General features: G+C 48.3%; 14 protein-coding genes. 3 read left to right on the top strand and 11 right to left on the bottom strand.

All coding sequences use genetic code 11. From position 1 onward, the window contains the following. Positions 1–739: 739 nt before the first annotated feature. The 3 genes from ACO0LB_RS17215 (at position 740) to ACO0LB_RS17205 (ending at position 2,566) form a co-directional block, all read left to right on the top strand. On the top strand, positions 740–1,834 hold the full coding sequence (locus ACO0LB_RS17215; protein ID WP_423051305.1) for a type IV pilus twitching motility protein PilT: 1,095 nt from the start codon (positions 740–742) through the stop codon (positions 1,832–1,834). A gap of 281 nt (positions 1,835–2,115) precedes the next feature. Continuing rightward, positions 2,116–2,247, top strand: a complete 132-nt coding sequence (locus ACO0LB_RS17210; protein ID WP_423051303.1) for a transposase — start codon at positions 2,116–2,118, stop codon at positions 2,245–2,247. A 118-nt stretch (positions 2,248–2,365) separates the two neighbouring features. Next, the gene (locus ACO0LB_RS17205; protein WP_423051301.1) at positions 2,366–2,566 is read left to right on the top strand and encodes a hypothetical protein; all 201 of its coding nucleotides are present in this window, start codon (positions 2,366–2,368) and stop codon (positions 2,564–2,566) included. Positions 2,567–3,474: 908 nt separating this feature from the next. On the opposite strand, the gene ACO0LB_RS17200 is transcribed toward ACO0LB_RS17205, so the two are convergent. The 11 genes from ACO0LB_RS17200 to ACO0LB_RS17150 all read right to left on the bottom strand — a co-directional run bounded on the left by ACO0LB_RS17200 (position 3,475) and on the right by ACO0LB_RS17150 (position 23,310). After that, positions 3,475–5,037, bottom strand: a complete 1,563-nt coding sequence (locus ACO0LB_RS17200) for an SAM-dependent methyltransferase (protein WP_423051299.1) — start codon at positions 5,035–5,037, stop codon at positions 3,475–3,477. Between the two features lie 89 nt (positions 5,038–5,126). Further along, positions 5,127–6,881: a DUF4157 domain-containing protein gene (locus tag ACO0LB_RS17195; protein WP_423051297.1), complete on the bottom strand. Its 1,755-nt coding sequence runs from the start codon at positions 6,879–6,881 to the stop codon at positions 5,127–5,129. Between the two features lie 322 nt (positions 6,882–7,203). Beyond that, on the bottom strand, positions 7,204–8,460 hold the full coding sequence (locus ACO0LB_RS17190) for a hypothetical protein (RefSeq protein WP_423051295.1): 1,257 nt from the start codon (positions 8,458–8,460) through the stop codon (positions 7,204–7,206). A 3-nt stretch (positions 8,461–8,463) separates the two neighbouring features. Then, positions 8,464–9,027 carry a DUF4255 domain-containing protein gene (locus tag ACO0LB_RS17185; protein ID WP_423051293.1) on the bottom strand — a complete coding sequence of 188 codons (564 nt, stop codon included), beginning with the start codon at positions 9,025–9,027 and terminating at the stop codon, positions 8,464–8,466. A gap of 60 nt (positions 9,028–9,087) precedes the next feature. After that, entirely contained in the window at positions 9,088–10,017 is a 930-nt protein-coding gene (locus ACO0LB_RS17180; protein WP_423051291.1) for a hypothetical protein, read from the bottom strand. A 492-nt stretch (positions 10,018–10,509) separates the two neighbouring features. Beyond that, positions 10,510–11,868, bottom strand: a complete 1,359-nt coding sequence (locus ACO0LB_RS17175; protein ID WP_423051289.1) for an ATP-binding protein — start codon at positions 11,866–11,868, stop codon at positions 10,510–10,512. After that, positions 11,865–14,993 (bottom strand): contractile injection system tape measure protein, encoded by a 3,129-nt coding sequence (locus ACO0LB_RS17170; protein ID WP_423051287.1) that lies wholly within the window; start codon positions 14,991–14,993, stop codon positions 11,865–11,867. Before ACO0LB_RS17170 ends, ACO0LB_RS17175 begins: the two co-directional genes overlap by 4 nt. A gap of 5 nt (positions 14,994–14,998) precedes the next feature. Further along, positions 14,999–18,049, bottom strand: coding sequence for a hypothetical protein (locus tag ACO0LB_RS17165; RefSeq protein WP_423051285.1), 3,051 nt, complete (start codon positions 18,047–18,049; stop codon positions 14,999–15,001). Then, positions 18,043–18,684, bottom strand: a complete 642-nt coding sequence (locus ACO0LB_RS17160; RefSeq protein ID WP_423051283.1) for a hypothetical protein — start codon at positions 18,682–18,684, stop codon at positions 18,043–18,045. Before ACO0LB_RS17160 ends, ACO0LB_RS17165 begins: the two co-directional genes overlap by 7 nt. Continuing rightward, positions 18,677–22,735, bottom strand: a complete 4,059-nt coding sequence (locus tag ACO0LB_RS17155) for a hypothetical protein (protein ID WP_423051281.1) — start codon at positions 22,733–22,735, stop codon at positions 18,677–18,679. Before ACO0LB_RS17155 ends, ACO0LB_RS17160 begins: the two co-directional genes overlap by 8 nt. Next, positions 22,732–23,310, bottom strand: coding sequence for a GPW/gp25 family protein (locus ACO0LB_RS17150; RefSeq protein ID WP_423051279.1), 579 nt, complete (start codon positions 23,308–23,310; stop codon positions 22,732–22,734). Before ACO0LB_RS17150 ends, ACO0LB_RS17155 begins: the two co-directional genes overlap by 4 nt.

Below are 23,310 nucleotides of genomic sequence, written 5' to 3'. Positions count from 1 at the left end.
TGTCAGTTTTGATCTGGTTGTTGTGATGAATGAAGATTTAGAAGGTGAAAACGCCGATTGGTAACATAAAGTATTTTCACAAAAAACAACTTGTTAATCTTCATCCTCCTTTTTGATAGTGAAGAGAGTAGTTGAAATTTCACTATTCATCTAAATAAGCTTCTTTTTCAGGCTAACCTATTTCTGTGGAGATGCCAACTATACTTAAGCATATACTTCCCTCATGTCAGAATATGATAGGGTGCTGTGTCAGATTATGTAGTGTTATAAAACTCAGTTTCCAGTTAAGGTTTCATGCGTAATTTATAGTTTGGATAAACAGTAATCATATCCAAATGTTATTGATACCGTAAAAAAACACTCCTCCAAAATTCTGCATGTTTGAGTGATGTGCATTGTTTGATTTCCGTTAGCTTTTGTATTAACTGTTGACTTTATTTTCTACAAAAGCATAAAGTCTTGTGGAATTATTTTGTTGTTATTTTTGTAAATTATAAATGCATAGTCTGGATACATTTCTTTGCAAGTGCAAGGTAATAATTGTTGAGATATTTCAGTTCTCCACTCTTGGTAAAATTTATACAGCTATTTAAACTTTTAGCTCCCTCAAAGAGGAATGTGAAAATAATAAATTTCCCACAGAGTCCTTTGAGCAAATTGGTAAGTAAGGTTTGACAGAGTGTTATCCACGCTGCTAAACAATACATATTTGTGAATTCTTTTCAGTCTAAGGTGAATCATGATCAATGACACATTTCCATTACGTGACTTATTGAGCGAAATAATAGGGTTGCTTAATTCAGGTAATACGCTGTCGGACATTCATATTGAACAGGATGCTCCTCTCATGATTAAGACTCCGCGTGGATGGCAGCAGGTATCTACAGAGCCGGTAACCTTGGAAGATATGGTCCACGTACTGAGGGCTATTGATGAGGATTGGGAAGATAAAATTATTGACAGTGCAATTGACCGCCCCTTTCTTTTGACTGAGTGTCGTTTACGGTGCAATGTTTATCGCATGTCTTCAGGATCAAAAGTAGCGATCTCGATCCGCTGGCTTCCATTGCATCCTATTGCTCTTGAAAAAACGGGGTTGCCATTTTATGTAAAAACAATGTTGGAAGCAAACAAAGGAATTATCTTGGTAACCGGACCTACCGGGTCAGGTAAAACCACCACAATAGCATCGATGTTGGACTACTTAAATGCTAGTCGGAGCGCGCACATTATCACTATCGAAGAACCGATTGAATATCAATTAGAACGTAAACAATCGATTGTGTCTCAGAAAGAAGTTCCAACCGATACAGCAAGTTTTTCTTCTGGTTTGCGGGAGGCTATGAGACAAAAACCAGATATTTTGATGGTTGGTGAAATCCGTGATTTCGACACTGCTGATACAGTTCTGCATGCAGGTGATTCCGGTCATCTTGTGCTGGCAACCATGCATACCAACAGCGCGCTCAGTGCAATTTCAAAATTATTAGGATTTTTCCCTTCCGAGCAACGCGCGCAACGCGCAGCTGGGCTCTCTAATTCGCTTGTTGGTGTCATTTTCCAAAATTTACTGCCGACAGAGAGTGGTGAAAATTTTGTACTCGCCAGTGAAATGATTTTTAATAACAATCAGCAGGTCGCCCCATTTATTGCTGATTTGAGTAAGTTACATATGATTTCTGAATTCATGAAACGTAAAGAAGACAATATGTCCAGAAGTCTCAATGAGGTTTTGGCACAGTTGGTCGAGAAAAAAACCATTAACTCAAAAGATGCAATGCGCTCAACCTATAATCGACTTGAGCTACATGAAATGCTCAACAGAAAAAGGTAGGAGCAGTTTTTGAGTAATGCATGACAAATTCATGCTGTGCTGGTCTTCTCAAAAAAATTTGTGTAATTTTTCAGTTAAGCAAAGCCTTTAGAACCCATTTCATAAATACCCCCTGTTAACTTATCCTGCCTTGTGTTAACTTGCATGCATGGCACGAAGAGAAGAATTTACTGATGCACAATGGGCTGTTCTGTAGCCCCTGATTCCTCCAACTACACGTCGCAGTGATGCTCGCGGGCGGCCTGAAATACACGTAACCGTGCCGTTTTCAACGGCATTTTGTGGGTTTGCGTACCGGTGCAGCCTACGCAGATCTGCCTGAGCGTTTTCCTTCCGGTTCAGCCTGTTTCAGGCGATTCAGTCGCTGGGCCAAGAAGGGAGTATTCAGAAAAATACTTGAAGAGCTTGCCTGACATCAGGAAGAAGTTGGCCAGATTGATTTGTCAGAATGTTTTATTGACGGCTCCTTTATGCTGGCAAAAAAGGAACCCGAAAATCGGAAAAATCAAGCGGGGCAAAGGTACGAAGCTCATGGTTATTGTAGACGCTACTGGTCTTCCACTCGCCGTGCACACGTCTTTTGCTAGCCCACATGAAGTCCCCTTGTCGAAGCAACGCTCGCTGAAACCGTCACGCTGGAACGACCTGAACGACTTGTCGGGGATCGTGCCTACGACAGTGATTGATGCGCTACTCCAGGGCAGTCATCGAAGAGCAATGTCAAAATTATAATTATTAGCGACCATACAGCTCGATTGGCTATCTGACGCCGAATCAATTTGCAGACAGTTTTTTAGCCGTGGACTCTAATTTGGTTTCGTACTAATTTGGGGAGCAGGTCACAATAACTCCAACATGACTTCTGCATCGCATTAAAAAAAATGGAACTCATTATTTCGTAATAACACTTATAGAAAATACTATGAGCTGTTTCTTTCTTATACAAGTATTACGCATAGCACGGCAATCTTGAGTGACTATACGATGATCATACATTTGGGACTCCACACCATTATTATTATGCCTGGTGGATCCGAAATGAAGGCGACTAATATGATCGATTGTTCTTCGATGAGTTTTTTTCTTAGTGTCATGCTTCAAAGTTAACATCATCAGGAAAAGTGAACAGACCCTTTTTATCAAATGAGCTTTAGTGATGAGAAAGTAAAAATCAGATAATTTTTCAAGGTTGAGATTACATGGGAGCTTCAATATAAAAATACTGAGTCGTAGCGGTTTTGCTTTGTTTTTATAAAAGATTTAAAAAATAATTTTATATTTCAATAAAGTGGATTGTATGAATATCAAAAATATTTTCAAGGCGTACCATTATTGGCATGATGCCGGATTCAAAATGCGCAATGCCTTTATTCTTGCCATTAAATATGGGATGCCAGGCTTATGACTTTTTTTAACGATCTCATATGGTTTAGAAAACGTGGGTATAGTTGGCGAGCATCGGTAAACTTAGCAAGAAATACTATTTGTATGACCACAACGAAGACGCTTAATTTTCATGAAAGTAGATTTTTTAAAAGATGATATAAAAGCGTTTTTATTCGGGTGTGCCTGTATATCTGCTTATCGAATTCTGGATCTACATGTTTATAGAAAATTTAGATCGCCTCACTGTTATGCATCTATTTTGATATTGCTACGCATGCTATTGTTTTCCCCAGTCGATATAGCCAGCCTTGTGCCAGCAGCATTTCCGGATCCAGAGCAGATGCTTTGTCAAAGCATGTCACCGCTTCGTTATTTTCCTGAAGTGCTGCATGACATAACCCAAGGTTGTACCACGTTTGCGCAGTATCGCCCCGTTCTTGTATAGACAGGCGGTAGTGTTGTGCTGCATCAGACCATAGACCAAGACATTGTTGTAAGTGGGCGATGTTGAACAGCGTGTCAGGCATGTGGGTGCTGCGGTAGCGTTGTGCTGCAAGAGTCGGAAGTGCAGCGCGGAGATCGGCCACAGCAGGTAGTGGTGCGTGGGAAAGACTGGCGAGAATGGCATCAAAACAGCCATCAAAGATGGCGGGGTCCCAGTTCATTAATTTCAGCAGAGACACAATCTCAGCCAGACCGAGGTTAAAGCGATGAGTCAGCAGCGTGGCTGCCAGTCCGTACAGATCGCCGGGGCTGCGTTTATCTAACTGGTTGGCAAAGGTGGTGCGCGTGGCAATCAGTTTGTTACCCGGCATGCCGAAGACCCAGGCTGCGGTACTCAATGATTCTTGCTGGGTAGTCTGGCTGAAAGCGATACCGCCCGCCCGGGTGACGTGTTCGCTGATCGCATGCAGGTTGACTGTCATTGAGGCATTAGAAAAGTGAATGGCATTTTCTATCTGCACCTGCATGGCTGTTTCCAGGCGCGACCAGCCTTTGTCTGCACATAACAAAAGCATGTTGTCGCCGGAAAGCTGACGCAGTTGCTCAATACATTGCAGCGCACCGGTAGGGATGAGCAGGCAGCCTGTTGGTTGCAGAGCTTGATAGCCTTGCACGGCTGCCGCCAGTAACGGTGTCAAGCTTGTCAGTTGATATGACCGGAATGCTAGTGATATCTGGTAGGTATCGGGATTCAGGGTTGGGGCGGGCGTATATTGTTCTACCGTGACTACGCCCCGTTTTGTCTCGTTGTCACCAAACAAAAAAGCGTCGTGGGGCAATGTATCAAATACGTAGTTGGCGATGAAAATCCAGGGGGTAGCTTTTTCCTGGGTTGGTTGCTGCCATCCATCGGGCAATGTGGCATTTTCCAGCGCGTCGAAACAGCAAAATCCACACATGCCAGATTGTTGGAATTCGACTAATTCAGGATTCTGACGCCAGCTTTCCAGATGATTGGGGGAGCGATCCGTCACCCAGTAATGCAGCGTTGCAGGTAACGCACCCAGCGACGCGCTGCGTTCTGCCAGGGCACGCAGCATCGCTGTGGAAAACAGACCGTGTCCGGCTCCCAATTCCACAATATTCACTTTGCCTGTAAGAGCACCGTGTTCGCGTACCCAATCTTCAAGATAGGCAATCAGGGTGTCTGCGTAAGCAGCGGCAATGCAGGGGTTGCTGGTGATTTGAAATGGAATTTGTTCTTTCCAGACATTGACTCCCGGTTGTCCGTAATAGTGAGCGACCCTACGCCAGAGATCGGCTTCAGAAAGCCAGGCTTCGGTATCGAGACGATTAGCTGATAGAGAATTCATACGGTGTGCTTTCGGGGTTCGGATTATGGGCAAATATTGTTGCGAATTTGTTTGGTCGTCAGAGCTGAGGTTGGAGCTTGGATCAGGGTCTAGTTGCGATTTACAGGAATCAGTTCTTGTGCTTCGGCGCGGGTTGACCAGATATTGGGTGTTGCAAAAGTAGGGCGGTAAAGGTCAGCATCGCAGCGTAAAGTTTGAGGAAATGCTTGCGGTACCCAGGCAGCAAAACTATTCAGGTTAGTAACGTGATCTGCCATATTCTTTTTGTATTGTGCATAAGCGGCATTGCTATTGAGCGGTATCACGGGCGTGAGTACACCTGTCGCTGCCAGACAGGCAGCCGCCAGCGTCGCTCCCGGTGCGGCAGCAAGAGCGGGTCCTGTAGCAATGGCCGCCGCGGCCAGTTGAGCAGCTGTGCTGGTAGCAATCGGGTATGTCTTCGGACCGTTTTTGAGGCGTACTCTTTGGCGCAAATCATCAGCCTCGTCATCATGAAGAGTCTTGAACGTTTTTGCCATGTTGACGCCGATGGTAGGTGAAATAGCACCGCCGACATAGACGGGGTCAACCTGATAGTGAATCCAGCGACCAATCTTTCCTGCGGAGGCTGGATCGGCGGAATGGGTGTACGGTTTTTTCATGCCCGCCACTATTTTGTTTGATCCTGGCGGGGCAGCCTGAGAACCTGCGACGACAGCGGCCGGATTGTTCCAGTAGGCAACATCGCCGATGACAAAATCGGGCGGATTCATCGCAATTTGAGCTGAATACGTTGTCGCGCTGTCGACTGCGGCTAAGGCGGTTCGAACATGATCTTCGACCTGTGCACGATGGGCGTTGTTGTCACCCGTGGAACCCAGTGTCAGATTGTTGGGAGTGCCAGGGCCATGAGTTTTTCCGTTAATGACATGGAGGTGGGTATAGCGTTTATTTGCGCCACCGGGTTGGTTCAGGATTTTGGGTGTAAGAAGATTTGAGAAATAATTAAAGCCCCCCAATTTTTGGGGGGCTGCGTAAGGAGTTGTGGAGGCAAGGTCAATGGTACGTCCCGTAGCACCAGCCTGTTGTCCACTACCTACATTATTGACCCCGCCGGGAAAATTATCCAGTGCACCAGGCAGCCCTACGCCGACGGCGGCCCAGCCACCGCCAGCAAATCCAAGAAACGCTTGGAGTACCGTACCTTTGCCGGGACTGGCTTGAATCAGTGGACGCAGAGAGGGGGGGAGTGCGCGTGCTTGTGCTGGTACAGTTCCGGGCGACGTGATATGGGCGGATATGCTTGCAGGTTGTGAGCTGCTGTTTGCAGCAGCTTTTTGTCCCATCAGATCGGCCTCTGATTCCAGCCCTTTGTTATCGTTGACCAGCACTCCGCCAGCCATCTGTAAGGTCGGTTTCACCCGTCCCCGGGCTTGTTGTACGACATGCCAGGCTTCATGTGGTAAGTGTTTTTCCTGACCCGGAGCCAGATGAATATCGCTGCCCTGGGCATACGCCAGTGCATTGATCTGCGCTGGTTTTGGTGAATTGTAATGAACTTTGACATGGTTCATATTCATGCCAGAAAGTGCTTCTATGCCAGCTTTCAGATCGGCTGGTAAACCTGCTTTATTGGCGGGTGAAGTAACAGGCGAGGTTTTATTCTGATGCAGAGCTACCTGCATTTTTTTTTGTTGCATGACCGCAGGCCGCTGATCCAGCGCGCTTTGCATTTCGCGTTGTGCAAGTGCTTGTGGTCGGTTATCTTCGATCTGCGCTCCGGGGAGATGTTGGTTGATGCCAGAGCGTATCGGATCAGCCTGTCGCTGCATGGTTTTTATTTGCGCTGGCTTATATTTTTTCATAACAACTCCCGTGTTTGGACGATGTGGTGCTAAAACCGTTTCTTTTTACGCCGTTCCTCTTCCAGTGCTATCTGGCTGTTTAGGATTAACATTTCTTTGTGTGCGGCATTTTGATGGGAATTGGTTTGAGGTTTATGCTGGTTATTTTTGCCGGCAGTTACATGCACAGCGTTCACCAACTTATCCAATTCCCTCTGCTTCATCAGGTGTGGACTTCGCTGTATTGCCTGAGATAAGGGGTGCTGCGTACCAGGTTTATCGGTCGTGGCAGCGGATGATTGCACCGATCGTGATTTCGTATATTGATAAGATTTAGTTGACATCATAAATAGACATAAATATCCGAATAATTGATCGTTGTATTGTCGTTATCAGGAAGTACCAGCAAGTTGCCTTGTGCATACGGTAAATTGACACTACTGGCGGTGGTCTGGATGTGTGCGCCATTCGCATGAGTGGCGGCGATCGGCTCCAAAACAAAGCTCATGCCTTTGGGTGTTTGTAAGAGGTTGAGCAATTCTCCGTTCAAGCCCGCAGCATCAACTACTGCCGATTGATATACCCAGGGTTGTTCTGTTGTACCAGCGGCGTAGGTGAATGTGAAATTGTTGTTTCCCGTATTGAATTCCTGATTAGCAGACGCATTTTTTGTCGTGCTGGCACTGACTTGCCAGTTGCTACCATAGTTATTCTGGCTGCTAAAAATTTTATACCGCCAAATGGTTTGGCGATGTTCCAACTTCATTTGATAATTGATCAATGTGATATCACCTGTGCTGCTCAGTGTATAGTTTGTGTTGCCTTTATTCGCTAGGTAAGGCACCTGAGCTGGTCCGCCGAGGTAGATGGTGATTTTTCCCCATGGACTGGCATTGGGAATGTCCAGTGCATAAAAACTGAGCAGCAAATTCCCATCGGCATATAACTGGTAGCGTCCATCCGGTAAACCTGTGAGATTGATCAGGTAAGACGGAACCGGCTGATCTGGCGTGATTGCTGCCCATACGATGGCATTGCACAGATTGTCGGTGACAGTCAGCCTTGCTGATGTGAGCGGAGTGTCGAATACGTATAAAAATTGCTTAGGCTGGGTTTCCAGAGCAGATAATCCAAAAGCAGGTTGTAAGCAGTTGTTTTCAGCAGTGGGTGGAGTAGCCGCTTTCGTGATGCTGCTGATGGCACCGGGCGTGCTCAGTGTATTCAGCGTATCAGGCGTATCAGTTGTACTGGTGCTGCCCAGATTGTCGCAGTAAAACAGGCTATCGTTTAAGCTTGGACCTGTACCACCTTTGCTCAGGGGGGTAGTGTCAATCTGAGTGTAGTTAATGAGGGCAATATCGTCACAACTGAGGTCGAAGCTCAAACCATCCAGTAGATTAAAGCTGCGTAATATGGCAAGGTTGTTGCAGTAGATGGTGGCACCGCCTCCTTTGGGGAATGGCCGGAATGCCAGTTGATAGCGTGCCAGCAAATCCATGCAAGCGTTGTCAGGCGAGAGTTTGAGTGGGTATCCCAGATTATCTGCAAAATAACTGTGGTTAATCGTAATGCTGAATAGAGGTGTGTAGGCACTGATCATGCGTTAACTTCCCAGGTTAGAAGCCGCCTGGGTAATTGCAGGCACTGGTTCGGTAATCCATTCGTTTTGTACTGTCGCCATTCGTAGCTTATATACCGCAGAAGGCAGGTAGTTGGCACCCAATACAGCCCATAGTGTGCTTAATTCGGCCATGCTGAGAGACACTAGTTCCATCGTCAGCAGTTCAAATCCGGCTGGAAATGCCACGCTGTTTTGCGCGGTAAAACTGGGTTTGGATTGAAAAAAACCGATCGACTGGTTTAATCGCCTGAGCCCTGTCGAATAATTGGTAAACGATGCCGACACCAGCACATATACATTCAGATAAAGAGTGGGATTACTACGACCAAAACCTGCACCCATGCGCGGTATAAAGCCTGTAGTACCCATTGCAGTTTCTTTTTCGATATTGACTAAGGTCAGCACTATTTTATTATTGATCGCCAGAGGCACAGAGCCGTCCGGGTTGGCGAGACCAGACAGAACCACCGCACTCTCTTGCACACTGGAACTCGCAGAGAAATAACTATTGAGTTCGGTCAGAATGAAATTAAGTGCGGTGTCCATGGTTTACTTTCGATATTAATTGCGACGCGGATTGCTGTTACCTGATAAGTGACTAAAGGACTAGAAGTCTTGTAAAGTGACAACCGTCCAGTTACTTGCCGTCGCTGTTGCGCTGATCGGCGGGCAAGTGGCAATCAGCTTGCCGCTGCTGTTCGTGCTGCCAGCTGTGCCAATCGCAGCCAGACCATTGACCGGATCGCCTGAGATGGCGACCACTGCAAAAGGCAGGGCGGACAGTTGCAATTGTGTTGTGGTGACTGATGCTGCGGCCGAGGCGGTTGCTGCGCTGACGGTGAGTGCAGCCAGAGAGACCAATTGGTTTTCGCCGTAATACACAAAGCCGTTTCCCTTGTTGCCTGTCAACGAGGTAATGTGAACTCTGGCAAGCGGTAAGGTACTGATACTACCCGCAGCACCGGTCAGTGGAGTCCAGACGATACACTGGCAAGTTCCCATTCCGTAGTACAACGCCGACGCACCTGAACCATTATCGCTAGGATCTACTGCAATCAGAATGCCATTGGTCGGGTCGCCTGCGATGGCGGTGACATTGTAGGGGGGGGGAGCGAGCGTCACCCACGCCAGTGGCAACGTATTAAAGTTCAGGGTATAAATGTTTTGCCCGCTGAATGCAACCAGGCCGTTGAGCAAATCACCCGATATACCACCTAGCATGGTGCCGCCAGGCAGAGCTGGCATGGTGTTCCAGATACCGCCAGTGACACCGATGGTGCTCAGAGCAGCGACAACGCTTGTGTTATTGCCATTTGCTGTGCCATAAATTGCCAGGCCGTTGGCGAGGCTACCGCACAAACCGAGTGGCGCTACCGGTGGCGGTGCGGAACTGGCCCATGGTGTGCCCGGCGTCGTACTGCTGAGTGTTTGAAGTTGATGATTGTAAACTGCTGTGATGCCATTTGCTGGGGATTTGCCTCCGGGGGCAACGATTGTGCCGGTCAGTAAGGTAAATGGTATATTTGTTGCAGTCATAGCAATGAGCCCTCTATAGGTCGATACGGCGGATGGGTAACAACGGTAGCTGGCAAACCATTAAGCATAAAACGAGTCAGCCAGTTGCTTCATTACAGCAACCCATCTCAGGATTGCTGAATCTGTTCAATGACCGAAAACATGGGACATTGATATTATTGCTTTAAATGCATTTAAATATCTTTAATGTAACATAATAAGTAAATTAACAATTAATTATCATTACTAATATCAGTATATTTGCAACGCATTTGTATAAATCGACTGACGCAACCTTGTGCCTGCAAGGCCAAACAAGTTTGCTGTGCTTTGGGCAATATTACTTATCACTTGCAGATGATGTCCGTTTCCACAACAGGCAACATGTTGTACCTTGACTACTCTGGGGTGATGAGGGCAATACGAGCCTGTATAGGGTTTACGATAAGAAGCCATAACGCTCCCGGTATGGTTTTGCCCAAGCCATGACATATTTTGTGAATATAATATTGCTTATGCAATCCGACCTTCTTTGTGCATCTCGCGATGAATACCTTGCAGCAGCTCTGCTTGGCTAATTGAGTCAGATCCACGGCGTAATGCCATCAAGCAGGCATAGCGCAGTACGTTGAGAATCGCACCACCGCTGATTTCAAATTGGTCCGCAATTTGTTCCAGGTCGATATTGACATCCAGCCTGACTTGTTCTGTGAAAGCGTTACGCCATAACCGCAGACGTTCTTCCGCGCTGGGCATGGGGAAATAAATCATGGATTGGAAGCGACGTGCGAAGGCATCATCGATATTACTTTTCAAGTTAGTCGCTAATAACACGACACCCGGAAAATCTTCTATTCGTTGCAACAGATAGGCGACTTCCTGATTGGCGTAGCGGTCATTAGAGCTGGAGGTTTGGGTGCGCTTTCCAAACAAAGCATCGGCCTCATCGAAAAAGAGTATCCAGTTTTTGTTTGCTGCCTGATCAAACACGCTGCCGAGATTCTTTTCTGTTTCACCAATATATTTGGATACGATCAGGGACAAATCAATCCTATATACGGGGAGTTGACAGACGTTGCCTAGTAGGCTGGCCGTCAGCGTCTTTCCAGTACCGGGTGGGCCGTAGAACAAACTACGGAAACCGGGTTTGATATATTTTTTTAATTTCCACTCATGCATCAGTGTTTCACCGTGCACGATCCAGGCCCGGATTTCCTCGACATCGTGCATCGTGGTACGGGGTAGTATCAGGTCTTCCCATGCCAAAGATGTTTGCAGACGCTGTGCGGGAAAGTGATTGGAAAAGCCCGGGTGGGATGCTTCTCCTGTCGTGATGCGCGTCAACTGCTCACGGTGTATCGTCAATGGAGTAGAAAATATGCTGTCCGCGCCGTTACTGCTTTCACGGTGGGGTTCAATGTCAAGCATGCGCTGCCGACGAAAAAAATGCTCAGGGTCAAATAGGGAGGCAAGTACCAGTCGTCGTTCCAGGTTGGCTCCTGCCAGGATGAAGGCGGCACTTTCTACTGTAGGAAAAAATCCGGCGTGAGCCGTGCCAACGATGCCACCAAACTCAGTAAAGCCACGATCGTACAAGATGTTTTTCATCAGAAAAGGATCCAGCAATTGCGGTCGTAAATGTGGTGCCAGAGCCAGAATGAGTACCAGCCTCTCATTCGCATTCATTTGATGATGCTGTATGAGGGAGGCATAAGCTGAGCTGTCGCCTTCCAGTGATGGTGCAGCAATATCGCAGACATCGGCATAGGTGCACTCTTGCCCGAAATACAGTTTGATTGCAGCGTCTATCAGTTCTGCGCACCAGGCAAGTTCACGCTCAAGTGTGGCGGCATTGACCGCATGCGGCATCATTTCCAGTCTACCATCAGCATGCCGTCCATCCAGGGAAGACGTAGCATGGCGATGCTGAAAGGCAAACTTCCCATCAGTACGTCGAAGCTTTTATGTTCGACGATGAGGGACCAGTTTTCCGGTTTTTTCACCAGATTGGCATTGCGTATCAAAAACGTTTCACGCAAACCGGTAATCGAGGTGTTTTTTAGTTTTTCCCAATGCTGGGTCACGGTATAGAGTAATTGCTGTGATATCTCTTGCTCTTGTGTGCTCGCCGGACCCGCTACCTCCAGTGCCGTATCAAGCTCAATACCGCAGAGAATTTTATTCAGGGGCACATCATGTTCTGGTGCATCAATAGAGCCGGTGCATAGATATTGCAATAAATGGACGGCTCTGCACTGATTGGCAAAGCTGGCAAATTGTTTTCCATTGAGCAAGCCCAGCATTTGGAAATAGCGTTCCAGATATGGCCAGAGAATCACCTGACCACCATTTTGAATATATATTCCCATTGCGTGATCATTCATGAGTGCTCCTTCTGTAATCTTGTGTGGCCAGGTCGGTGCTGTGTTGTAGCGTGCATCGACTGGTGATGGTGGTTTTTTTGTATTGGTAGATGGTGAGGCATGGATGCTATCTTCCAATACCACTGTTGCTGCATCTGCGTTGGGTTGCGATGTGCTTTGTACTTGGACATTGTCCAATAAATCGACCAACGGCTGGAAGCGTGCTTCATGGCTGGCGCGCTGGCGCGCTATGAGCGTTACTGAGCGATGGTAGTCTTGCAAGCCGAGTTTTTTTATCATTGTTTTGGTGATGTCAGCCAAAAACTGATTCAGGGAAAACACATTCGTGCGTTGGTTTGATAGAAACTGAAGTACCGCATGCCATTGCAGCTTACTTACCTGTGCTCGTTGACTGGGAGTCAGTTGTGGATCGGCTTCCAGTACGATGCCGGTCAAGAGATAGGTTTCGATGAAACCGGCATAGGCTGGTGCGAGTATCCGCAGCAGCTGTGAGAGCTGTTTGCTTGAGAAATACTGCAAAATCCGGGCAATCATGACATCACTGTCAGCGGTTTTTAAAGCTGCAAGCAAACGTTCCGGTTGTGTTAATACCATGTCCATCCGTAATTGACCTTCCGAACCGGATTCCGGCCAGGCATCTGTCCTTTTTGGTATGTTGCCGGTTTGAAGAAAATGCAGCGCGATAGCAACCGCGATATCTGATGCCGATTCGGCCGATATTCTGCCACCTGTCAGCGATGCATGGTCAGAGCGGGCTTCATCATCAATCCTTGCCAGGATATCCGAGAGCGTATTGGTTGATGTCGTGCCGTGTTGATGACTACTCCCTTGCAGGAGTAAATGCGTTCGCAAATAGGCGAGTAAATCTTGCCGGGAAACGCCGTGTCGCGCCGCTAATTGATGCAATAAACTATCAATATACGAGCGACTATTAAAATGCGAACCGCGCTCCAGTAACTGTTCGGAAGACAGAAATTCCAACATAGCATTTCTTATCTGTTGGCCAGCACCCGGCAGGGAGTCGCGTATGCTGGCATCGCTGACGGCTTCTGATTCAGTGATGAGTTCCTGCTTCAGGGAAAACAGAATGCCCGGCAAACTGTCTTGTTGTAGTAATAACCGCCTGTCTGTCAGGGCATGTGCGAAGACTTCCAGCAAGAGTGTTTGATAACTGAGGCGGTAGCGTGTGGCCATTTGTCGTAACAGGCTTTTAACAAAGCTGCGGGTATTGAAATAAGAGCCATGATCAACCAGCAGGCAGTGAAACACGAATTCCCACAAAATTTTGGCGAAGCGTACAGAGCTTTCTTGTACCAGGCGTTTTTTTTGATGTATCTGGCGAATTTTATGCAATGTGCGCCGTATCCAGCTCGCTTGTTGCGGCACTAGCAACTCAATCAGACTTTCTATCTGCGGATCGGATAACTGGTTGCATAAGCGTATCCGCGCTGGCTTTTTTTTCCCGTACAGACGCAATAGTGATGCCAGTCCATCGGGATCAGCCTGTATTGCCAGTGCCAGTATTTCAGTGATGGGCATCCGGGCTGGTTGTTGCAGTACCCATGGCAGGTTTCCATGTTCAAGAAAGCGGGCAATACAGTCCATGTAATAGTGTGTCAGGGAGGTATCGTTATACCCACGGATGATTCCGGCACCGAATCTGTTGATGTCAGCGTGCCGGGCCACCAATTCGTGCAATGTGGCAGGTGATCGATGTTCAATCGAGAAATCGGCGGGCTCCAGTTCGCTGTGTAATTCCAGTAATACCTGCGGCAAGGCATAGTGATTAGACGCTGGTAAGTTGAGCGTCTGCACACAGCTGATGAGTCCCGTCAGCAAGTGTTTGTAGCTGACTTGATGGCGTTGTGCTATTTGCCGCAAGGTCGATTCGGTGAGTGATTTAGCGTTGAAATACGAACCGCGATCCAGCAACAGGAAAGTGAAAATAAATTCCCATAATTCGCTGGCGAATTCTCTGTGAGACAGCGCCACGATCGGTGTCTTTGCATGTGCTGTTTGTACGTCGCGGGCATAGTCGATCACCAGCGCAGCTTCATTTCCGGCCAGCAATCGTACTATAGCGACGACCTGGCTGTGCTTGAGTTGCGCCAAGCGTTTTCGTACCGCCTGCTTTTGTCCCAGTACCTGAATTTGCCGCACCAATACAGTCGGCCAGTTGTTGAGGGCGTGCTGGATGAGCCCATCAGGATAGACGGGGGCATCATCGTTTTTTGTATGTCCCAGGAGAAATGCTTCTAACTGACTTTGCTGCTGATTTTGTCGGACTGACAGGGCGTTGTCTGCATCGGCTGATGCTATTTCCTGGAGAGATATCGTTGTCGGCAGTTTGCTACGAAAAAAATCTGACAGAGCCGACTTCAGGCGCAGACGCAATTGTGATTCCAGTTCTGCTTCTTCCACTTGTCCCAGATCAAGCACGACTTGATCGAACTGAAATACCCGGTCAGCGCGATCGAATCGCTCCATTCCTTCCACCAGTACAGCGCGCAAGTGGTGTGATGCAAATTTGCTGATGCGCCGCTGCACGGCATGGGCAGCATCAGTCGATGTCAACTTCAGATCGAATGTGAGGCGATAGATGGCAGCAGACATACCATTTAGCCGTTGTTCGTATCAACGCTGTCGATGGCTGTGGCATCGAGTTGAAGGATGAAATTGACCAGCCTGGCACTGGCTGCATTCAACAATGACTGGGATGCCATATTCATCTGGAGTTGCGTTTGAATTGATTGCAATGCCAGCCAGTCAGCGTACAGCGCACGGAATTCACTCATTTTTACCGCATTGAGCCAGTAACTGTTTGCCTGTACATGCGCAGGACAATTTTCCACGGTGGTGCTGTGCGCCAGTTCACGGAACGCGGCGTCCTGAAAACGTATCGGCCAATCAGGAAACATCAGGCTGATACGGAATGAATAAAACGCATCTGTCGCCGTGGGAGTGGGCTTGAGCTGTGCGCTAGCACGGCCACCTGTTGGACGTAACAAAATATGATCGACCACTACCACGCTTTCATCCAGATAGTAATTTTTGTTGCTGGCTGCATACTCCAGAAAGTAGCACGCCATTATTTGAATGGCAGTCTGTGCTGCGGCCTCGCTTTCAGCGATATGTACAACTTGCGCTTGTAGTTCGTCTGGCCAACGAAACATGACATGGTGTTGCTCACCGTGTGGCGCGATGCTGTAATTGCACACATCTTTTCCATGAACCAACAGAGAGCGTAGTATGGTCGGGTGTGGTGATTGGAACAGGAAGCGGGGTAAGCCGGAGCCGGTGAAGACAGGCATGTGGTGATGCTTTCCGCTGTTGGCATTTGCCTGATTTGTCTCTTCAGAGTAATGGTAATCGCAGTGATTTCCTACCTGGTTCTCGTCGCTACCTGGGACACCGCCCAGACCCAGCAGGTATTTCAGACGCTGCTCCAAACCGGAGCTGCTACCAGCAACCTGGCTATTTGCGTATGCGGAATTGAGACCCTTGCCACGCGCGCCGCCCAGAGCCAGCGAGCTGGTCGTTGCGGAGATTGTGGCAGGTGCGTAACGTTTGAGATAAGCATTTTTCCATTGAATCAGATCATGGCGAAAACGGTCTTTCATGTAGCCAGGGCGTGGGTCTGCGGCCTCCAATAAGGCATCATCAAACGATTGATCAAAACGTGCCAGCAGATTGTTCAGAAAACGGTTGCGCCGGTGTAAAAAAGGATCGTAACGTTGTACCAGTGCATTGAGGTTTTTCAGGTAAAAGGCGATAGTGGCAGCATCGTCCTGGTACCCGGCTGACGTTAAAGCGGATGTCAAAGCTGGTAGGGTTATCTGCTTTTGAATAGTCATTATGCAGACGCTTTGAAGTACAGGATGATGCGTCATTTCGCACATTAACTCGACTAATCTTGCAATGGCAAGTTCAGCTTCGGCGGATGTTCCGTAACGTTGTGTGCCGAAGCCGAGTTTGGTGTGCTTGTGGTCGGTCAGGCAAATCAGGAGTTCACGATTTGGCAGTTCCTGTATTTGATAAGCTGAGGGTTGGCAGCCAAGCATGAGCATGGTGGTGCGGTTGGCGTTCACTTCGGCTTCTGTATTAAACCAGGGGCTGCGCAACAGTAATTCCTTGCCAGGTGTGCTGACTTGCGTACTGTAACGATAGCTCTGGGCTGTTGCCTCAGGTGCTGACACCAGCAATTGTTGCTGAACGATATCTGGAGGGCCAATCTCTGCATCGACCAGAGATTGCCAAAAATAGCTGCGGTCAAGTGTTTCATCAAGCGAGAAGAGACGGGCAGCATTGGCTAACTGCGCCAGGCTATTGCTTAATAATTGCTCGAAAAAAAGTAAGTATGCCTTCAATTGTTTAGCTTTTGCCAGCCTTGTGGTGTTAGATTGCGCACTCTCAGTACCAACGCTATGCAATAACTGTGGGCCATCTTCCCCGATCCCGTAAGTTTTGGGGAACTGACGTTGAATAGAAAAATAAGCGGCGATATCCCGACTGGTTCCCTGAGGTAATTGCGTGTAATCACTATCGCTGGCAGTGTGCACGGCGTGGGTTTGGTTTAGTTCGAACTGGGATAATTGCGCTGCAATCAGTGCTGATACCTGTGTTGTGTCGACCAGTAAGGTTTTGCCATGGCGTGCAATTTGAATTGGATAACTGCCCTGATAATGAAATAGTGATGGTGCAAGACGTGGGACGCTCGGTATCTGAGCTTGCCCGGATGTGGCCGGTGGGATGGTGATGGTGCCGCTGGACAGGCCGTTGACAGTCAGATTACTGACGGAAACCACACCATTGACTGCGAGGATAATATTGTTAATCGCGGTGACCGTCACCGATGTTGGCAGCGCGGTGAACTGGTCGCTGGCAATCACGCCGCGCCTCAGTAATGGGCCTTCGTAGATTTGCTCAGGAGGAATCCCGTCCTGGAGTAATTTATCCGGCGACAGAATATTAACAAACGGTACCAGAAAATTTTGAATCTCAAATAAAATTTGCGCCAGCACCTGATCTGGTTCAGCGTGAATATCAATGTCAACTACCGCTGCTACCAGTATCGGAAATTGCTGCATGACTGTCACCGACTCCACGTCTTCGGTTAAATTACGACTTTCCTGATACAGGGTTTTAATACGCTGGCACAGCTCGGTATTCTGCCCGGGTGTGGGATCGAAGGTTTCAATGAAAATATCGTACAAGCCTTCAATACCGCCGTGGGCAGCCGGAAGCAGCCAGACGTTTTTGAAGTTGGATCGACCGTCGGCTGTGATGGCGTCGTAAAGATATTTGCGATAGTCATCAATCGTTAAGCTCGTGCCAGTCAGGACAAGATTGCCGGTAAAAAAACTGGTACGTCCCGGGAGTGATTCTTGTGGTTGTTCGGCCAGAATATCAGCGACTGAAAAATTCGCCCGATAATTCAAATCCGTTATCGCATAGCATAACTGCTCCAGTATCGTGACGCCGGGATCATGTTCATTGAAATCGGTCCAGAATTGAACGCCCCACTTCTGACAAAAATCCAAACCCAGTTGCAACAGCAGCGAGAACTCGACGCTATCGGAGCTGGTTTGCTCAGAGGCATCTGAATTTGTTCGTACTTCTTGATAGGATTGCTCGATTTTTTGTAATCGCTGTTTGCTGTTGGTTACCATAAGCGGGTAATTGCATATTGTATGAAGGGGCAGCTACCATTCGTGAGTCGATATTTTGAATGGGTTTTGACTTGTAATTGCTGTGCTTTCCAGCGAAAACTGATTCTGTTCCAGAATGACCAGCCGTTGTAGGCACGGGTTTGGCGGATGGAGCACAAACCATGACCAAAGGCGGTACTGACCACAATGCCATGAGTAATGGCCTGGCTTTTGCCATTACCCATCACACTGGCGACGACTTCAAAGGCTACACAACTACTGTCAATGTTGAGCAGCGGATGCCAATCTCCATCAGCAGCCACGCTCAACGTTGCCAGAGAGCTTCCCGATGGAATAGGTTTGCTGGCATCAAAGCGGCCAAAGCGTCCACCCGCAGCGACCCACTCTGGACTATCGAGCGCGACTGTGCTAGGGGCGGGAGCTGGAGGGGGGCTTAATTGTTGAACCTGGTTTTTCAAGTCCTGTAAAGCTTGCTGGCTGCTGGTCTGGGCTGCCTGCAATTGGGTCAATTGCATTCCGATAGTAGAAAGTTCGACTTCCTGCCCCATACTGTCTATCAGATTGGCAAAACTCTCGCCATTGGGCATGCTTCCATTCGAAAAAAGCTGCTTCAACTGATCTCTGCTTTTAATCATGGTGTGTTTTTCCGTGTTTTGGTATCAGCAAGGTATACGTTTTTTGCTGTACTCCATGCGCATGTGCCTGCTCCGGTTGAGTATGGTTGCCAGTATTAGCGGCGAGAATGAAATCGCCGCCAATAACCAGACTGCCTACACCAACATCAGGCTCCAGTTGAGCATCAGTCAGTGCCAGAATGCGGTGTTGGGCGACCGGCACGAGCACTGACCAGGGGCTGGTCGAGAGCACGGTACCAGATTCATCGATCGTATTGATGCCATATCCGTCTTCAGTGTGCCAGGCTTGAGTGATGACCAGCGGACCGATTTGTTGTACATACACTTGCTCGCGTATTAAGCGCGCCAGATCAGCCACCAGTACCGAGCCAGCACCGATATTCAAATGTGCCTGCAATTCTTTTTTCCATGGCGACAAATAATCACAAATGAACTGGTTGAGTTCGCTTTGGTACACGCTGGTTTTTTTATCATTTTTGAAAATCACGTTGACACACACAGTCAGGGTATCGTAACTGAGGTTGCGTACCGTGATTTTGCGTATAAACGGAGAGGCTAATGCTTGTACATGTCTGGCGACCAACTCCAGTGTTTCCACAGGAATGGGTCGACTGAGTTGCGGCACTGCCTGGATCGGTGGTGATAGTGCCAGTACGATGTCACCTGGAAGAACCAGAGATTTTGTGCCATTGGCATACATCTTACTGTTGTTAACGGTGATGCACTTGACTTGCCAGACAGCGGGAAATGCTTCTAATACTAATAATTCGAAATCGCTAGGCTGAATAGCTCTTTGCTTGTGTTTTAAGCGTTCGGCCACTCTGGCTTGAAACCGGAACAGATTTTCCCTGGCACGACCGCCTTTGGATGGATAGGGCTGATATAAGCTTTTTACTTCAGCCACGGGCTGCGACAGAGCAATAATGGTGTTGGCCGGTAAGGGTAATATTTCTGTGGTGGTCGGATTGACCCGGCTGACTTCAACGGCTTGCGGCCAGATGGCGACGGTGGTGTTGTATTGTGCCGGATCGGCGTCGCCCGAGGTATAGGCGGTAAGCCAGAATATATCGGTTTCATCTTGACTGGAAATCGTCTCCATCATGCTGTTACCTGCATTCATATCGGCGGGTATCTGAATTTCCACCATGCCTGAATTCGTAAAATTATTGGTGTTGGAAATCAGAGAGTTGCTGGGAAATTCTTTCCATTGGTTATTCGACAGATAACGCCATTCGATGGGTGCTGTGACACTGGAAGTATTAGTGTTGTCGCCCGCAGCCGGGTTGGTTTGGCTGGCCTGTGCTGCGGCAGCGTTGGCCGATAGCAAGCTGAACTGAGTAGCATTTTTTTCGCGAAATTCAAAATACAGATTCAGCGATTGTGGCGGGTTCAGGTTGGCGAGACCGATCAATAATTGACCACGGGCTGGCATCAATGGAAACAGTGTTGGCGGTATTTGTTGAGGCAGCGCGTAGCCAAAGGGATAGAGTTGATAAAACTGGCATGCAGCTGGTACAACAAGCGTGTCGCTAGCCTCGTTGAGGGCGATCAGAGGAATGGTTTCGCTGGCAGAATAGTCGAGGGAAATACTGTTGATGGTTGGCGAAAATGGCGGGTTAGGCGCGCTTCCTTCTTCCTGTGCGGCGATGTTTGCTGTCTGTTGTGCTGAAGTTGAAGTTGACGTTGACGTAACAGTGGAGGGAGTGGCCGGTTTTGTCAGCAAGGCTTCAATGAATACCACACTTTTGACAGCCCACTCGGCAAACAAAGTGGAATAAAGGGAATTTCCAAAGGCATATGGCGGCGTAACCAATTCTACCGATAGCGTACCATGCAAGGCTTGCGTGGCACTATTTGAGGCGAGAGATGCAGCACTGTCTTGCATGTTGCCGGAGGCTTGGGTTGACGTTGAACGTGAAACGAAGGTATCGAAAATAAACGCCGTTTCTGATGCCAGCCCAGCCCCGTTTTCTGCAAACAATGTATAGCCGGACTGGCTGTCGGTTCTCGTTATTGTGCTGCTTGTGCGCGGTACATTGTTGGATTGCGGTATCCAGCTTCCATTGGCAGCGACATACAGATTCACCGTGAAAATTTGATTGTCAAACGGGTAGGGCGCGTAATCGGCATAATATTTTTTAAACCCGGTCGCGGGTAGGGATAACCATTCCAGTGTCAGCGTGACATTCTCTGTTTTCTTTAAAAGCAGTTCCTCTGCCACCACTTCAAAACTTGCACCAGTGACCGGAACGGCACCGAATGGTCCGAATGGTTTGCCAGTTGCAATTGGTCCGGCCAACGTTTCTATGGTCATGGTTTGCAAACCGCTGACGCTAACATTGACTACTACGTTGGAGAGAGTGAGTGACTGAAAATAGCTGTAGGGATAAACCAGTGCCCTGGGATTGAGCAGTAATTTCAACATGGGTCGATCACTGGCAATGGCCGGATACAGGGATGCATTCGGGATCAGTGCTGGTGCATCATTAGCCAGAGTAAACGTCAGATGCCAGCAAAATGGCGTGCTGTCATCGGAGAACGTGTCCAGACAAAAATCAGGAACCGGCACCCAGCCCGCCTTCGTGCTCACAGACAGCAAAAACGCATTGCTCAATATGGATGCCGCAGAGTCTGGCAAGGCCGCAGACAGGCGCGGATAAGCGGCGGCATAAGCAGCAATGTAAGTGTTTGTCTGAGTCTGCGCCAAGTCTGTATCGGTAAATGACAGTGACAATGTTACCTTGCGTGTACCCTCTTGCAGCAACAGCACCGACGATGCAATGAGCAGCCCCAGTTCGGCATTCAGGGCGGTATTATCTGCGGGGGTGCTCGCATTGGCGGGGCCAAATGTGGACCAGCCCCGATCTGGTTCCTCCAGTGGCGCACCCAGCCCATTTCTGGAATCCGCGACGGGTGCAGCATAGATATAGTCGATCGGCTGCCCAGTGCTGGTGTCATCTGTTTCCCCCATGTATAGTGCGCACAGGGATTGAATGTTAGTCTGGCTGATTGACACTGGCTTGATGTTGGAAAACAGGATTTTATTACCCAGAGGATCGCTGCCTGCCGTCATTTGCACTCCTTGCTCCAGTTGGTACTGTGAGCTGGTGGAGGCTAGCTGTACGACCACCACGGCAACATCAGGTTCCCCGTCCATTGGCTGCAAGCGTAAAACGGTCTTGTAATAGTATTCCAGATGGCGTTCGCTGAATGTGTTCATATCCAGTTGCACCAGCCGGAACAACTTCAGGAATGCCATATACATGGCGCCCTGCGGCAGATGATCATGCTGCTTCAGTTCCAGCAATAAATATTCCTTGGCGAGTGCTTTTAAGTCCCGGCAGGCTTCCAGCAGAATCAGCTTGATGCGCGATAAGTCTGGAACAACTCTGTCAGCATTGCGGCCATGGCTGCGGATACCAATGCCGGATATTTCTCCTATCTCTTGAATCGGATCTGTGGGGGCACTTAGTCCCCACATCAGTGCCAGTCTGGTAATAGGATTGGTAGACCCGAGTAAGTTGTTCCAGGCTTTCCAGTGGGCAGGATGACGGGTGATAAGATGCAGTTCGGCTTTCAGATCGCGGGAAATAATTTTCTGCATCATCTCCAGAAAAGGAACTGGAATCGGTTTCAATGCAGCTAATTTTTGTGTGCTTACGCGATGCTGCCATCGGTCAATCATGACCACTATGTTGAAAATTTCCTGTAGCAGTTGCCAATCGGAATGATTGAGTATGTGCTGCTGCTCTGACACGGTGTGAGTCGACAATTGCGCTGGCGACTGAGCCAACATCGCTAGATCAAGGTCTTGCAGCGGAGTCCAGGCACAAATTTCAGCTAGCACGAACGTGTGGTCACTATCAAAAAAAGCCTGCCAGTCACCCGCCAAATTGCCCGTCGTATCATAAAAATTGAGCATTTTCGCGTAGTGTGGTGCCATCGCCAGCAATACCGTAAATGGACGTTCATCCAACACGGCACTACGCGGTGCCAGCGCGGCTGGAAAACGTTCAACTTGTGTAATACCGCGATCTTTTTTGATGCTCATGATACCGGCCCTAGGATTTTACGGACATTAGTCCCTTCGCCGTTCAGATAGAATGGAAACACCATATTGCTGCGGATATTAGTTTGTTGTATCAGGTAGCTGAGCGAGATATTTAAGATACCTTCGGGCAGATTGGCGACTGTGACAACGATGTTGACATCAGTAATACGAGGCTCATAGTAAAGTATTGACCAGGATAAAGCGTCCTCAATTTGGCTCGACAATGTGGAGTTAATGGTCGAGAAGATGAAGGTATTTAACTTACAGCCAAAATCCGGCAGCATAATGCGTTCGCGTAGCATCGTGGAAAACAGCACGGTCAGGCTTTGCCGTATATCCTCTTCACCTTGCGCCATGGTGATACTGCCGCTACTGATATCAAACGTCGGTGGAAAGCTCCAGCCACTGCCGAGAAAATCGCTACTCTCAACAGCTGCAACAGGTGTTGCCTGATAACGTTTTCTGTTACGAATCGCAGCGATCATTTGATCGCTTTCGCGGTCTGTGTGATAACTGCTGATATCGTCGCTGACTTCTGATTTATCAGACACAACAAGTGCAACAGGTTGCCGCAT

The sequence above is a fragment of the Undibacterium sp. SXout7W genome, from assembly GCF_049339385.1.
Classification (GTDB): Bacteria; Pseudomonadota; Gammaproteobacteria; order Burkholderiales; family Burkholderiaceae_D; genus Undibacterium.
Note: the sequence above shows the minus strand (reverse complement) of the source record. Positions and strands in the feature narration are given on the sequence as shown.

Excerpts from the sequence above, each read along its gene's own strand:
- ACO0LB_RS17215 (WP_423051305.1), top strand. The coding sequence starts at position 740 with ATGATCAATGACACATTTCCATTACGTGACTTATTGAGCGAAATAATA.
- ACO0LB_RS17205 (WP_423051301.1), top strand. The coding sequence starts at position 2,366 with ATGGTTATTGTAGACGCTACTGGTCTTCCACTCGCCGTGCACACGTCT.
- ACO0LB_RS17200 (WP_423051299.1), bottom strand. The coding sequence starts at position 5,037 with ATGAATTCTCTATCAGCTAATCGTCTCGATACCGAAGCCTGGCTTTCT.
- ACO0LB_RS17195 (WP_423051297.1), bottom strand. The coding sequence starts at position 6,881 with ATGAAAAAATATAAGCCAGCGCAAATAAAAACCATGCAGCGACAGGCT.
- ACO0LB_RS17190 (WP_423051295.1), bottom strand. The coding sequence starts at position 8,460 with ATGATCAGTGCCTACACACCTCTATTCAGCATTACGATTAACCACAGT.
- ACO0LB_RS17185 (WP_423051293.1), bottom strand. The coding sequence starts at position 9,027 with ATGGACACCGCACTTAATTTCATTCTGACCGAACTCAATAGTTATTTC.
- ACO0LB_RS17180 (WP_423051291.1), bottom strand. The coding sequence starts at position 10,017 with ATGACTGCAACAAATATACCATTTACCTTACTGACCGGCACAATCGTT.
- ACO0LB_RS17175 (WP_423051289.1), bottom strand. The coding sequence starts at position 11,868 with ATGATGCCGCATGCGGTCAATGCCGCCACACTTGAGCGTGAACTTGCC.
- ACO0LB_RS17170 (WP_423051287.1), bottom strand. The coding sequence starts at position 14,993 with ATGTCTGCTGCCATCTATCGCCTCACATTCGATCTGAAGTTGACATCG.
- ACO0LB_RS17165 (WP_423051285.1), bottom strand. The coding sequence starts at position 18,049 with ATGGTAACCAACAGCAAACAGCGATTACAAAAAATCGAGCAATCCTAT.
- ACO0LB_RS17160 (WP_423051283.1), bottom strand. The coding sequence starts at position 18,684 with ATGATTAAAAGCAGAGATCAGTTGAAGCAGCTTTTTTCGAATGGAAGC.
- ACO0LB_RS17155 (WP_423051281.1), bottom strand. The coding sequence starts at position 22,735 with ATGAGCATCAAAAAAGATCGCGGTATTACACAAGTTGAACGTTTTCCA.
- ACO0LB_RS17150 (WP_423051279.1), bottom strand. The coding sequence starts at position 23,310 with ATGCGGCAACCTGTTGCACTTGTTGTGTCTGATAAATCAGAAGTCAGC.